This is a genomic window from candidate division KSB1 bacterium (genome assembly GCA_024655945.1).
In the GTDB taxonomy this organism is placed as follows: domain Bacteria; phylum Zhuqueibacterota; class Zhuqueibacteria; order JANLFK01; family Oleimicrobiaceae; genus Oleimicrobium.
Window position 1 is genome coordinate 172368 of the sequence record JANLFK010000003.1, and the last position, 14096, is coordinate 186463.

10 protein-coding genes are annotated in these 14096 nt (G+C 61.5%); all 10 read right to left on the reverse strand.

Annotation, left to right across the window (positions count from 1 at the left end):
- Positions 1-55: 55 nt before the first annotated feature.
- Entirely contained in the window at positions 56-3154 is a 3099-nt protein-coding gene (locus NUW13_05780) for a hypothetical protein (protein MCR4438538.1), read from the reverse strand.
- A gap of 45 nt (positions 3155-3199) precedes the next feature.
- Positions 3200-6334 carry a TonB-dependent receptor gene (locus tag NUW13_05785; protein ID MCR4438539.1) on the reverse strand — a complete coding sequence of 1045 codons (3135 nt, stop codon included), beginning with the start codon at positions 6332-6334 and terminating at the stop codon, positions 3200-3202.
- A 376-nt stretch (positions 6335-6710) separates the two neighbouring features.
- The gene (locus NUW13_05790; GenBank protein ID MCR4438540.1) at positions 6711-7274 is read right to left on the reverse strand and encodes a pentapeptide repeat-containing protein; all 564 of its coding nucleotides are present in this window, start codon (positions 7272-7274) and stop codon (positions 6711-6713) included.
- A gap of 9 nt (positions 7275-7283) precedes the next feature.
- Positions 7284-7622: an STAS domain-containing protein gene (locus NUW13_05795; GenBank protein MCR4438541.1), complete on the reverse strand. Its 339-nt coding sequence runs from the start codon at positions 7620-7622 to the stop codon at positions 7284-7286.
- Between the two features lie 25 nt (positions 7623-7647).
- Positions 7648-8871, reverse strand: coding sequence for an ABC transporter permease (locus NUW13_05800; protein ID MCR4438542.1), 1224 nt, complete (start codon positions 8869-8871; stop codon positions 7648-7650).
- A gap of 27 nt (positions 8872-8898) precedes the next feature.
- The gene (locus NUW13_05805; protein ID MCR4438543.1) at positions 8899-10128 is read right to left on the reverse strand and encodes an ABC transporter permease; all 1230 of its coding nucleotides are present in this window, start codon (positions 10126-10128) and stop codon (positions 8899-8901) included.
- Positions 10129-10152: 24 nt separating this feature from the next.
- A complete protein-coding gene (locus NUW13_05810; protein MCR4438544.1) occupies positions 10153-10830 on the reverse strand; it encodes an ABC transporter ATP-binding protein in 678 nt (225 codons plus the stop codon).
- A gap of 61 nt (positions 10831-10891) precedes the next feature.
- Positions 10892-12181 (reverse strand): efflux RND transporter periplasmic adaptor subunit, encoded by a 1290-nt coding sequence (locus NUW13_05815; GenBank protein ID MCR4438545.1) that lies wholly within the window; start codon positions 12179-12181, stop codon positions 10892-10894.
- A 29-nt stretch (positions 12182-12210) separates the two neighbouring features.
- Complete coding sequence (locus NUW13_05820) at positions 12211-12660, reverse strand: hypothetical protein (GenBank protein ID MCR4438546.1); 450 nt, start codon at positions 12658-12660, stop codon at positions 12211-12213.
- 20 nt (positions 12661-12680) lie between these two features.
- On the reverse strand, positions 12681-14069 hold the full coding sequence (locus tag NUW13_05825; GenBank protein MCR4438547.1) for a TolC family protein: 1389 nt from the start codon (positions 14067-14069) through the stop codon (positions 12681-12683).
- Positions 14070-14096: the final 27 nt, after the last annotated feature.

Genomic DNA, 14096 nt, shown 5'->3' on the forward strand with positions numbered 1-14096 from the left:
CCTTCCGCTTTCACCCAGTGGCGTGACTGCCACCCCGATGATTTCCGGACCAGCACTACCTCAGGATCGCAAACTTGCCCACCTGGGTATGCCCGTTGGGCGTCTCCACCACGTAAAGGTACATGCCGTACGCCACCTCCTGCTGGTTGAAGCTCAACATGTTCCAGTAAGTCCAGCTCTGCGTCTCATGCTCGTGGTGAAGGGTATGAACCCGCTCTCCGGTAATGGTGTAGATGTGAATAGCACATTTGTTGGGCAGATTGGTGAACTGAATCTGCCGCTGGTTGGGGTCGAGCTCCCATTGCGCGGAGATGATGTACGGATTGGGCACGACGCGCACCTTCTTCAGGTCGGCCTTCTCTGCTTCCCGCACCACATAGCGACTGGTGTTGAGGCGGAACTTGTCCCGCTTGCCCACAAAAGGCTTGCCGGAGATAATGCGCAGCCGATCGCCGGTCTGCGGGGCGATACCCGTGTCCACCTTGGTGTACACCCATGCACCTCCCACAAGCGTGCTGTCGATCCTTGGCGGCGGAGCTGAGAGCTTAAACGTCCAGGTGAACTTGGCCGGCTTGCCTGCCTCCACCACCTCGCGCAGCTTCAGCTCGTCACCGCTGGTCCACTTCGCTTTCATCTCGGGCGTAGTATCCGCTGGGTTCGCCGTGAAGTGGCCGAAGGGCGCCTTCTTGTTGAGCGTCAAATTCCAGATCTCGAAAGGCGTGGTGTAGGTGGCCGGTTGAAACGCCGTGTCCAGCTCGCTCACAAACCGGAACTCATAGTCGAAGGGAAAGTCGCCGGCCGGAGTGCCTGTGACCTGCCAGTTGCAGGGCGACTTTGTCCCCAGTTGCCCACGGTACCAGTAGGCCGAGTCGGGGTCAAGGCGCACGGTGCTGAAGCGCTCCACCACGGTAAGCTGCAGGCCATCGAAGATCGGTCCCTCAGCCGAGGCGCCGAGCGGACCGTTATCCACCACTTGCTGTCCAGTCGCCTCGTCCAGGACGTCGTAGTACTTCACTCCCGGCTTTGCATCGTCAATGGTAATCAGGTACGAGTGTCCGGTCACCGCAAACTGGTCGAAGATTGAGGCGGTGAGAGTGTTGCCGGTGTAAGCGCCGGGCAAAGGCTCGACTGCGATGGTCGGCGCCACGTAGTTGCTGGGCGTGAGGCCAGGGGTGACCTCCACCAAGTTGGGCGCCGCCTGCGGGTTCACACCTTTGGCGCACTCTAAGGAGTTCAAGTCCGCCCACCCGGCCAGGGCTAAGGAATCGCCACGGGCCAGGCTTATACCACGGTCGTAGGAGGTCACGCTGTACCAGTAGGTGACCCCGTTCTTCACATTGTTGTCCGTCCAGGAGTGCACCAGGCCCGTATTGTTGCCCAGGTCGAGGTGCGGGTAGTTGGGGTCAAGGCCGCTGACATTGTTGTTGAGGTCAAATTGCGCAACCGGCAGGAACCCCACCGCGTTGCCCAGCCCGTCGCGGACGATCTCGCCCCATTGATTGTTGGTCGGGTTGGAGGTCGTCCGGTAGATGCGGTAGCCTTCGAAATCCTTGGCGCCGGTCATCAGGTCGCGGCTCTCCTCGGCGCTGCGGTCCCAGTAGAGCGTCACCTTGCCGTCGCCGGGCACTGCCGTGACGCGCGGCGGCGAAGGCGGGTCGGCTCCCTGGTAGTACAGCTCGTACATGAACTGCGCATTGCGTGCGTTGAACTTGTAGTCTTCGAAATCATCGCCGGCGATCATGCAAAAGCTAAAGGTTGTGGTGTCGCCTGCCGCTAGGTCGAACGGCCCTGTGCTCATGATGAACACGCAGTCCAAGCCCGTGGGGAACTTTTCCCTGATCAGCTCTGGCGAATCCAAGTGGGGATTCAGCTGGCCACTGGGATCCGGCCAGAAGTAGTTGTCCTGCTGCTCGATCGACAGGTTGGACGTGTCGCCGCTCATCAGCTTGTACTGCTCCAGCTCCTGCTTGTCGGGGGTCAACACGCCTGGCCGCTGCTCCCAATTGAACCAGTGCCAGTCGGTGAGCCCGAGCTGTTGGCCCTCGGGGATATCGATGATCCCGTCCTTGTCCAGATCCACACCGCCCGGAGGAGCCTTCGGTGTCTCGAGGAGCTTGAGGCCAATGTACACCTTCCACGCTGCCGGATCAGCCACGCCGCTAAAGTCGCCAGTACCCCAGCGGTAGTCGTAGAAATAGGCCGTGTTGTACCGGTAGGTGGTGTCCTTCTTGGCATCGTACTCCGAAATCAAGAACCCCATCCAGTCCATACGGTCGTTGTAGGTGGTGGTGAGGTTATACTCCGGGAGGTCTGCATCGATGTAGAAACCGAAGTAGACCCCCTTGTAATCGTACCCGATGCCCCGCGGGTCAATCGCCTTGCTGTTGTTGATGATTCGGCACGGGAAGAAGATAAAGTCCTCGGCGTAGGACCTCCCGTAGGTGTAAGCCGTCACCTCCAGGTCGATGCCGGTGGCATAGCCCTGGTCCACGCGACCATCAGCCTCGGCATAGCGCTGGCCGACGTTGTTCAGGTCATAGTCGTTCATCACGAAAAAGACTTCTTTGTCGGAGGTGAACTTGCCGGGGATGGTCTCCCCGGTCTTGGGGTCTCGCGCCCACGGGCCGGGCCAGATGCGATTGCCGCTGGCATCTTTCGGCCAGGAGGCCTCAATGGTGCTGGTGGCGACAATGGGCAGCCCCTTGATGCTCGAAGGGGCGTTGGCCATGACGTCGCCCACGGTCACATCGCCAGAGTGCAGCTTGCCGTAGGAGCCAGCCTTGGGCCCCCAGTCTGCGGCTACGTTGCGCTCCGAAACCGTGGCCCCCATGCTCACCGTGTCGCCCTTGACAGGGTCATAGCGGCGCGGTGCCCATGGCCCATCCGGAATGCCCAACATGGGGAATAGGTCGGGCACGTAGGACCACCCTTTGTAGAAGAACGCCGGCACCAAAGGGCGGTAGTCCCAGGTGGACAGACGGCCGTCGTTGAACACGGCGTGCTGCACCTTAGCCACATCCAGTATGCCCACGGCGATGTCGCGGGTGTGCATGGGCTTTTGCAGACCTTTTTGCTGTTGCTGGTTCAGGTCCGCTGCCCAGGCCAAGGCCGCCAGTAGGGCCACACAGAGGAACACGAGCGCTTCTCGTCTCATGGTCATTCTCCTGGGGTAGAGTCTACGGTTACCTTCCCTGACCGCCTACATCTCCAGGCGCAGGCCCAAGTCGATCCGCCGCCGCTCTCCGTACCAGTGCGGCCGGTCGTATTGTGTGCTGTACGCGGTGCGGCTCATGGTTGGTCCGGGGTCGGTCGGGCTGCCGGTCTCGGAGTATACGGTGAGCACGTTCTCGCGGTCCAAGATGTTCCACACCCGTGCCACCAAGGCGGCGCGCAGGCGCCCGAACAGCACAAAGTCGCGGCGGAGGACGCCGTCCAGCGTCATGCGCCACGGCCGCCGCGCCGTGTTCGGCTCCAGCGCCTGTCCACCCACCGTGGGTGTGTAGGGGTAGCCACTGGCGCCGCGGAAGATGAATTGCAATGTCGTGCGCTCAAACGGTCGCAGGCCAAAGATCTTTGGCCCCTGGCCTCTTCCCAATGCATACCCGGCGTTGATGTTGATGACATGCGTCTGATCCCATGGCATCAGATACTCCTTCTTGGGTCGGTTCTCCTCGGTGTCACTGTCCCAGTACCCGGCCCAAGAATAGTACTTGTTTGCCTTGGCCACAGAGTAGGTGTACTCCAACGTGCCAAAGTAGTTGTCGCTGAAGCGCTTCTCCAAGCTGATGTCGATCCCTTTGGAGCTCCCAAAGTCGCTGTTGTGGATAATCGAGTAGCTATAGAGCCCTAGGCTGTCGGGGTCGAAGCCGGTGATGCGGTAGCTGCCCGGGTCGCCGTTGTTCTCCTTAGCCCATGCCGCCACGCTCAGTTTCCAGTTGTCGCCAATCTGCTGGTCCACGCCCAGCTCGTAGGCCTCGGTGCGCGCGGCATCCATGTTGGCCCAGCCGAACAGCGGCAAGGGCGAGTTCAGGTTGAGGGTCTGATTGGTATAGAGGTCCCGGTAGTCAGGCACCTGGAAGAAGTGACCATAGGCGAAATGGAAGGTGGCCCGATCGGTAATCGGATGGCCGATGCCCAAACGGGGGCTCCACTGCCACTTCTTCCTCCCGGTCTGCACCTCCGAGGTGGGGTCGTTCCAGTTCTCCCACGCCCGCCCCTTGGAGTCGGCAAAGTCGAAGCGGATTCCTGCGTTGACGATGAGGTTTCCAAACTCCATCTTGTCCTGGATGTACGCGGAAATCTCCACCGGATGGGTGTGGTAGTACTCCACGTACGGGTTGGCAATGTACGGGTGTTGGAGTTCCAGGAAGAAGAGGCCTCCGGATTCGCCACCTGCCAGCTTGCCAAGCAGGCTGTTCTTGTCAAAGCCGAAGGTCTTGTACTCGCCGCCAATCTTCACCTGGTGGCTGCGATGCGCCTGCCAGGTGAGGCTGCCGGAGAGCTCAAAATCTTGCTGGAAGTTCCGCGTCCAGTACTGCGTGGTGTAGCCGTAGTACACGTAGCGCGGCACCTGCACGCCATGCTCGGCGATGGTATCCACGCGTACGAAGGTGAGGTCGCAGGCGAAGCCGCCGGTGGAAGTCCTGTCCGGGTATTCCTGCGCGGTCACTGGCCATTCACGCGCGATCTCCTGTCGTCGCGCCTCGATCTCCGCCTCCGTGGGCTTGCGACCGTTTTCCTTTTGGAACTGTTCGATCCAATTCTCCAAGAATGCATCCCTGAAGAGTTCGGAGTGGCCTGCGGTTAGCTCGTGCCCGTCCGGACCATACACACGATAGCGGCGATGCTTCCAGAAGCGTGAGCCGCGCAGCTCGTAGAAGAGCTTGGGGCTCACCTGGTGGGTCCAGATCAGACCCTGCTGTTCAGTCTGGTCGGTGACGATGTGAATGCCCTGCTCGGCAAAGCGCCAGAAGTCATCGAAGTAGCGGAACCGCCGCTGCGTCTGCCGGTGGGTGTAGACCAGCTTCATGCTGGGGTTGATGCGCCACGACAGCTTGCCGGCAAAGTCATAGTCGGAGTTGAAGCCAAAAGCCATCCAACCGGCAGTATCGTCCCAGCGAATCAGGTCGTTGATGCCGTCACCTTCGCCGGCGTCTTTGGTGTTCGGCTTGCGGTCTTCTCCCCAGTCAGCCTTCCAGGACCATGCCTTGCGCCAGGCGCCTGTGGCCCAGTGGCGCATCACATCGCCGGCGTAGCGGTAGGTGCTGTTGTTGCGCAGCTTGTTGATGTCAGTTACCTCGGTGATAATCCCTGCGGCAATCTGTTCCTGGATCTTCTTGTAGCGAGGATCCTCGGGATGGTCCAGGAGCCAGTTGAGCGGTGTGGGGTCGTAGGTGTGCTGGTCGTACTCCAATACGGCGTACTTGCGGTAGCCCTGCGACCCGGAGAGGAAGAAGCTCAGGCCTTTGACAAAGGGTACCGGGCCGCCAAAGGAGCCGATCACCTGGTGGGCGTTGCGCAGGTCGTCGCTCTTGGAGCCCAGCCAACCCGCCACCTCGCCGCTGGTCACCTCGGCCATGCCGGAGTAGTAGTCGCGCCCTTCTTTGGTGACGATGTTGACCACCGCCGATTGCGCCTCGCCGTACTCAGCGTCAAAGTTGCCGGTGATCACCGTCAGTTCGTCGATGGCCTCCCGGTTGACCGTGGTCCCCATGCCGGCGTAAATGGCATCCTCCACGTACATACCGTCCACCATGTAGGCGATCTGGCCGCTTCTGCCGCCGCGCACGTGGGTCTGGTCAAGGCCGCGCGCCTCAAAGCCGGCGATCTTGTTCTGGTAACCCTCCATGACGGTGATGCCAGACTGCAGGGTCATGATGTCCTGCACCGAGCGCACCGGCATGTTGGTGATCATCTCTGCGGTGACCGTGGTGCGCTTGGTGGTGACCGCAGGCTCGATGAGCGGCCGCTCCGCCGTCACCTCCACAGCCTTGCCCAGGTCGATTACCGTGGACCTGAGCTCGAAGTTGATCTTGGTGGTCAGGTCGACGCTCACCCGCACACCGGTGACCGTTTCCCGCTGATAGCCGATCATGGAAGCCGTTACCCGATACACGCCCGGCCGCACGTTGATGATGAAGTAGTAGCCGTCAGCGTCGGTTGCTGCCCCCATCTTCGTGCCCTCGATGAACACGTTGGCACCGGGCAGGGGCTGGCCCGTTTCCTTGTCCTTGACGAACCCGGCGAGCTTGCCTGTGGTGCCGGCAAACAGCATCACCGGCACTGCCAGCACCAGGGCCAGCGCCAGGGCCAGGACTACCTGTGCGCGTTTCACTGCTGCGGCCTCCTCTGTTTGGTAAAAAAAAGCTGCAACTTTTTCCCTACCTGCTGCGTCTTAAGGGTGTGCCAAAACAAAAAGGGCGGTCCTCGGCCCTCAATCCCTGCGCGGATTTTGGGAGACCGCCCCCTGGCTTCTGGCACAACGGGCTATTGGCATGGGTCTGGCAGCTCCTGCTAATAGCCTTTCCCTTTTTCGGGGCTTCTATCTGATAAAATAAGGATTCTGTGCCAGTTTGTCAAGAGAAAAATTATATTTCTCTCAAGGATGCGCAAGAAAAAAGCGAGGGTTCGAAGAGAGCTCCTGGGAGGAAGCGCTGGCAGGGATTTGCGGCGAGGTTTCTGCCACGACAAATCCGGGCTTTAGACAGGCGTTAAGGGCCTCCGGTCTTGGCCCCTTCCGTGCGTGCCCCCTGCAAGTTTGCATGTGCCAGGTGTGCGCCGCGCAGGTCGGCCTCGGACAGGTCAGCCCCCGTCAAGTCCGCACGCTCCAAGTGAGCACCCCGTAACGTAGCGCCTGCCAAGTTCGCCCCTTTCAAATTGGCACGCTTCAGGCGCGCGTTGGTCAGGTTTGCGCCGCGCAGGTTCGCCTTGGCAAGGTGCGCACCGAACAGGGCACAGGCAGTCATCTCTGCGCTGGCAGCCGAGGCTCCCTCAAGGTTCGTGTCCTGCAGGTTCGTCTCCACCAGCACCGCACCGTCCAGGCGGGCGCGACAGAGATTGGCGCCATAGAGAAAAGCTCGCGTGAGATCGGCCCCGCTGAGGTTAGCTCGCTCGAGATTGGCATTTTGCAGATGGGCATCGCTGAGGTTAGCGTTGCGGAGGTCCAGACCCCGCAAGTCTTCGTAGGACAGATCGGCTTCGCGGAGATCGAGGCCGGCCAGCGACTCGCCCCGTCGGGCGCGCGCCAAGACCTCCTCCCGGGTCAACCGTGCCATGAAGCCCTCCTAAGCAAAGCTGCGCAGCCCCTCTTCCTCGGTGTCGAACACTTCAAACACAGAGTCCAGGCGGGTAATCAGCAGCGGTCGGCGGGTCCCTTCGTTAAGTCCCACCAGGCGCAGGTCACCGCCGGCGCTGCGCATGGTAGTCAGCCCGCTGATGAGCATCCCCAGCCCGGAGCTGTTCATCCAGGTCACCTGGCTCAGGTCCACCAGCACATTGACGATGCCCTCGCCGATGGCCCGATAGAGCATCTCCCGGAAGCGCTCGGTGTCCTTCCCTCCCATGAGCTTGCCACTCAGGCCCACCACCAACACGTCACCCACACGCCTTTCCTCGAGCTCCATGCTCCCTCCTGGCTTGACCAACAGGTTACTCGTACCGCAATGCTTCGATCGGGTCCAGCCGTGCGGCCCTGGCTGCCGGGTAGATACCGAAGATGATGCCCACCAACGAGATGAACCCTAAGCCCAAGAGGACCGCCCACACTGGCACCGCAGCGGGCAAGGGCGTGAGGGCGCCGATGAGCAACCCAATGCCCACGCCGAGCACGGCGCCGATGATCCCGCCGAATTCGCAGATCAGCACCGCCTCCAGCAGGAACTGCCCCAGGATGTCGCGGCGCCGTGCACCCACCGCCTTGCGGATGCCGATCTCCCTGGTGCGCTCCGTCACCGAGACCAGCATGATGTTCATCACCCCGATGCCGCCCACCAGCAGGGAGATGCCGCAGATGACCAACGCCGCCACAAAGACGATGTGGGTCACGTTGCGCCAGGTCTCCATCAGCGAGTCCCTGGTCATGATTTCAAAATCGTTGGGCTCGCCGGGCGGCACGCGCCGCACCGCCCGCATGATCCCGGTGGCCTCTTCGATGGCCTGGTTCAAGAACTCGGGGCGCACTGCCTTGCAGTCCACATACACGCTGCGGTTCATCCCGTAGAACTTGCCAAAGGTGGAGATGGGGATAATCACATGCGCGTCCTGGCTCTGGCCAAAGACGGAGCCCTTTTCCTCCAACACGCCGATCACCGTGCAGCGATGTCCATCGATGAGGATGTCCTGTCCCACCGCCTCGCGGAACGGGAAGAGCTGCTCGGCCAGGTCCGTGCCGATGACGCACACCTGCCGACGTCTCTGCACGTCCGTCTCGTTGATGAAGCGGCCCTCGCTGACGAACTGCCCGTCGGCCTCCTGGCGGTATTGGTCGCCGCCGAAGACCACGATGTCCGGGTTCGTCTTCCTGTCGCCGTGCCGCAGGGTGGCGCCAAAGCGAAAGACCATCGGTGAGACCACGCTGAGCAGCGTGGCGCGCCGCTGCAGTTCCTCTACTTCCTCCAGGGTGATGTTACGCCGGTTGCGGTATTTCTGCCAGGAGTCGCCGATCTGCACCGCCGGATATTTGCGGATCTGGAAGGTATCCGCGCCCAGCACCGACAGCTCCTTTTCCCACCAGTTGTTGAGGCCCTGAATAATGGTCTGCATGCCGATGACCGCGAACACGCCGATGATGATCCCTAGGGCGGTCAAGACGGAGCGGAACTTGTTAGCGCCGATGGCGCTCACGGACATCTTTATGCTTTCGCGCAAATCCATGGCAGTGCCTGCCTGGTTCCTCCACTGTTATTCGTAACGCAGGGCGACGATGGGGTCAAGGCGCGAGGCCTTCCACGCCGGATATAGGCCGGCGAACATCCCCACGCCGCACGAGAACCCCAACCCGAGAAGCACGGCACTCGGGGCAATGGTGGCCTCCAGAACCGGAAGCCTCCCGAGAATCATGCCCACCCCGAAGCCGAGGCCGAGGCCGATCAGCCCGCCCAAAGCGCTGATGACCACCGACTCCACAAGAAACTGCAGCATGACATCTGAACGGCGCGCGCCCACGGCCTTGCGAATGCCGATCTCGCGCGTCCGTTCCGTCACCGACACCAGCATGATGTTCATGATGCCAATGCCCCCCACTAAGAGCGACAATGCCCCAATGCCAAAAGCCACAGCATAGAGCACACGCGTCAGGTTTTTGTAAAGGTTTTCCAAAATGTCCTGACGGTTGATAGCAAAGTCGTTCTCCTTGTCCGGCGGCACCTGCCGCACCCGCCGCAGAATGCCGATGATCTCGTCTTCCGCATCGGCAAGACGAGAGGCGTCGACGACCTTCACCAGAATCGTCAGGCTCCGGCGGGAGCCGTACAGCTTCTGAAAGATGGAGAGCGGCACCATGACCACGATATCGTTGTTCCGCCCGAGCACTTCGCCTTGCTTCTCCAGCACGCCGACCACGGTGAACTTGTAGTCCCCCACGGTGATCTTGCGCCCGATGGGGTCAACGCGGTCAAAGAGCTTGGCAGCCACCTCCTGGCCGATGACGCACACCGCATGTCGCCGCTCCACGTCGGTTTCGGTGATGAACCGACCGAACTCCGGCAACACGTTGGCCGCATCCTTGTAGTTGGCCTCCACCGCGTAGATGGTGACGTTGCTCAGTTTGGTGCTGCCGTACTTGACCGTGCGCCGCGTGCCGGTCATCGGGGAGACTACCGTGGCTAAGGTACAGAAGCGCTTCAGGGCATCGGCTTCCTTGGCGGTGATGTTCTTGCGATTGCGATACTTGTAGAACTCCCGCCCAGAGACCCAAGGAAACTTTTGCACGTAGAGCAGGTCGGCTCCCAAGCCGGCAATCTGCGAGTAGACGGCCTTGTTGAGCCCCTGAATGACCGACACGATTCCCGTGATGGTGGTGACCCCGATGATGATGCCCAGCACGGTGAGGAACGCGCGCATCTTGTGTGCCCACAAGGCCAGCACCGCCATGCGGGCACTGTCCCACAATGCTGTGGCAAAACGGACCATGCTCACCTCCCCTCGCCCGCTCGGTCAGTTGGTGGCTTCATCGCGCTCGATCATGCCGTCGCGCAGGCGGATGATGCGGTTGGTGTGCTCAGCGATGTACTCTTCGTGGGTGACCAAGATGATGGTGTTCCCTGCCTCGTGCAGCTTCTCGAAAATGTCCATAATTTCTTGTCCGGTGCGGGTGTCGAGGTTGCCAGTGGGTTCGTCAGCCAGGATGATGGACGGCCTATTGACCAAGGCGCGGGCAATAGCCACCCGCTGCCGCTGTCCGCCGGAGAGTTCGTTGGGGCGATGGTGCATGCGGTCGGCCAGCCCCACTTTGGCCAGTGCCTCCTCGGCGAGTTGGCGTCGCTTGCTCGCCGGCGTGCCGTTGTAGATGAGCGGCAGTTCCACATTGTGCAGGGCGTTGGCGCGGGGCAAGAGGTTGAAGGTCTGGAAGACAAAGCCGATCTCGCGATTGCGAATCTCCGCCAGCTGGTCGTCGTCCATGCTCCCCACGTTCTGCCCTTTGAAAAGGTAGCGTCCTGAAGTCGGGGTGTCCAGGCAGCCGAGGATGTTCATCATCGTCGACTTTCCCGACCCCGAGGGCCCCATGATGGCCAGGTACTCATTCTCCTCGACGCGCAGGGACACGCCACGCAGCGCATGCACGCGCTCGGCACCGACCTCGTAGATCTTCACCACGTTCTCAAGCTCGATCAACATCTGCCACCTCGACAGTTCTGCCTTCCGCAAGAGAAAGCCACGACCTCGCCCTGCCCAGCTACTTCTTCTCCTTTGCCACGGGCGGCTTGCCAGAACTGATCTTCACGGCAGCGCCGTTCTTGAGCTCCTTGGACAGCACGCGGTAGCTTCCGGTAACCACCTGTTCACCCTCGCTGACCCCGCTCACGATCTCGATGTCCGTTTCGCTGCTGATGCCGGTCACCACCGGAAGCATCTTGGCCACGCCGCCCTCCACCACAAAGACCACCTCGATCTGTTTGGGGGCGGCCTTTGCTTTCTTTTCCTCCTCCTCAGACGGCGGCGCTCCAGACCCCTCCATGCTCTCGTCCCTGGTGCCGCCCTTCTTGCGGCGCCATTTCGAACCGCCTGCCTGGGCCAACAGCGTCGTATCCTCCGGCGTCCGCATGGTGATGCACTGGATGGGCACGTACAGCGCCTGTTCTTTCGACTTTGTTTCGATCTCCACTGTGGCCGACATGCCTGGCCTAAGCTGCGGCACGCGGTCCACCACCGACACCTTCACCTCGAAGTTGGTGATCTCCTCCTGCGTGCCACGCCCCCGGGTGATAGCAGTGTGGGCGACCTCACGCACCCGCCCGCGCAGAACGGTATCGGGGAGGGCGTCCACCTGGATGCGCGCGCTCTGCCCCTCGGTGACATCCACCACATCGTTCTCGTCGATCTCGGCCACCACCTCCATGCGCTCCAGGTCGGCAACCTCCATGATCACGTCTGCCTGGAACTGGGAACCCAGGGTTATCTCCCCCACCTCCTTGTTCAGCTTGATGACGGTGCCGTCGATGGGCGAGGTAATCGTGGTCTTGGCGAGGTTGTCCTCGGCCTGGGCCAAGGTTGCTTGAGCCTGTTCGACCTCGCTTTCGGCCAGCATCAAGGCCGCCTCGACGGTTTGCAGCTGCGCCAGCGAGGTCAGCTTCTGCGCGTAGAGTTCCTCGGCGCGCTCGTACTCCGCGCGCGTCTTGGTCAAGTTGGCCCGTGCCGATTTGAGGGTCGAGCGTGCCCTCTCCACTGCCGCTTCGTACTGCTCGCGCTCCAACCGAACCAACAGCTGGCCGCGCCGTAGCTGCTGGCCCTCGCGCACCGGCAGCTCCACAATCTTGCCGGCCACATGCGCGGTGATGTTCACCTTGAGCTCCGGTTGCACCTTCCCCGCGCCGGAGACGACCTGGGTGATCGTGCCGCGCTTCACCGAAGCCACCGTCACTTCCAGCGCCTTCTTCTTTGCGGACTGGCTGCCAAGTATCACGGCCAGCCCTATGACCACCGCCAGGCCTAACAGGAAAATGGCCGCTCTCTTCTTCTTCGCCATTGCCACTTCTCCAGCTGTGTCACTTTCACCTATGGGGAAACGAGCGTGAACACCTGACTGCGCATGAATTGTCCGTCAAGGTAGACCTCGACCCACCAGTCGCCTGCCGGCGCCGAGTCCGTTGTGTCCAAGTAGAACCAAGTGACTGCATGCCCGCTATCGGAAGTCAGCTCCACCTCGCGGTGGCCTTGCAGCTGCCCCTCAGGGTCGAACCATTTGACGCCCACCGTGTGCGTCTTGTACCAATTGCCCCACCTGATCCAGAGGTAGACGACGTCGCCCACCCGGAAGGTAGTGGTCACCAGGACCGGATGCGACTGTTCGTCCACCGCCACGCAGGTGAGGCACTCGATGATGTACGGCTCCTCCTTGGTGGGCGCCACCACGCCGCCGCCTTCGCCAGCGGTCTTTTCACAGCCGGGCAGTGCGACCAGCGCTATGAGGCAAGAAAGGAGGCCAACAACCGAGGTGCGCGTCATTGGAAGCTTCCTCCCCTTTCTCATGACCCTTGGCTGGCTTTGCCCAGCGTGCCCATCAGTGCCTCGAGGGTGGCGCGCGCAACTTGGCTATCGTATTTGGCGCCGACCACGATCTGCTTGGCGCGGGTGACGGCCACGCGCGCGTCGTTGATCTCCAACAGCGTGCCCGAGCCCACCCGATAGCGCTCCTCCGCTAAACGCAGGTCCTCTTCCGCAGCCAGCAAGTTGTCGCGATTGATCCGGGCAATCTCCTGCAATGCCTCAAGGTAGAGGAAGGCCTGGTTGACGCGCAACGCCAACTGTCGCAATTTGTCGGCATGCTCCTCCTGCACAGTGCGATAGGAAGCCGCCTCGCGTTCCACTGCCGCCTTGTCCGCAAAACCCCGGAAGAGGTTCAGCTCCACCTGCATGCCCAGCGAAAGGTAGTAATCTCGCTTCAGGTCCTTCGAGTAGACTTTGTCGAAGAACTCATTGTCGCGCGAGTAGGTGAGCCCAAGAGCGAAGGTGGGCAGATAGGCCAGTTTGGCCGCGCGCACGCCCAGGCGGGCGGCCTCCAAAGACTGCCGCAGCTCCCGCAGCTCTGGGTTGTTCTGCAAGGCCATTTCCAGCACCTGCTCGCGCGTGTGCGCAAAGGGCGTTTCGGATGCTTCCACCTCCACCACTGCCAGCTCCGCATCCGGATCGCGTCCCATGGCCACGTTCAGGTTCCCCATGGCGGCGCGCACCTCGTTCTCCTGGGTGATGACATTGATCTTGGCCTCACCCACGGTCACTCTGGCCTTGTACACATCGCCCTGCGCCACTGCGCCAAGCTCGAACATGCTCTGCGTGCGCTTGAGCTGCTCCTCCGCCGACTGCAACGCTTCCCGGTATACCTCTAAGAGCTTCGTGGCTTTGAGCAGGGCGAAATACTTTGTGTATACATCCAAGACGACCGCCTGCTGGGCGGCAATCAAAGCCTGCTCTGCTGCTTGCTGGCGAGAGCGCGCCTGCTGCAGGAGGTTGACGCTTCGCCCCCAGTCGAACAGGTTCTGCGCCACCGACAGCCTGGCGTAATGGCTGTTGCGCTCCACACCCTTCTGCACTATCTCGCGCTGTTCGTAGATGACTTGGCCAGTTTGAGGGTCAAAGCCCACCGGCACGTCCATCTTGCGAATGCGGTCGCCCTGAATGAACCGCCCGGAGGCGAAACTGGCGTTCACGTGTGGCAGAAGGCCAGACCAGGTGCCTAACGTCGTGGCCGCCGCCAAATCCACCCCCAGTTCCGCCTTGCGCACCCCGGCGTTCTTCTCGAGGGCCAGGGCGACACAGTCCTCCAAGGTGAAGGGACGCCCCGCTTGTTGCGCCGCAAGCCCCCCAGCCGCGGCAAGCACGCACAAAGTTGCAACGACGACACCAACCCTTGCCATATCCCTGCTCCCAGAATGCCAGCCGGC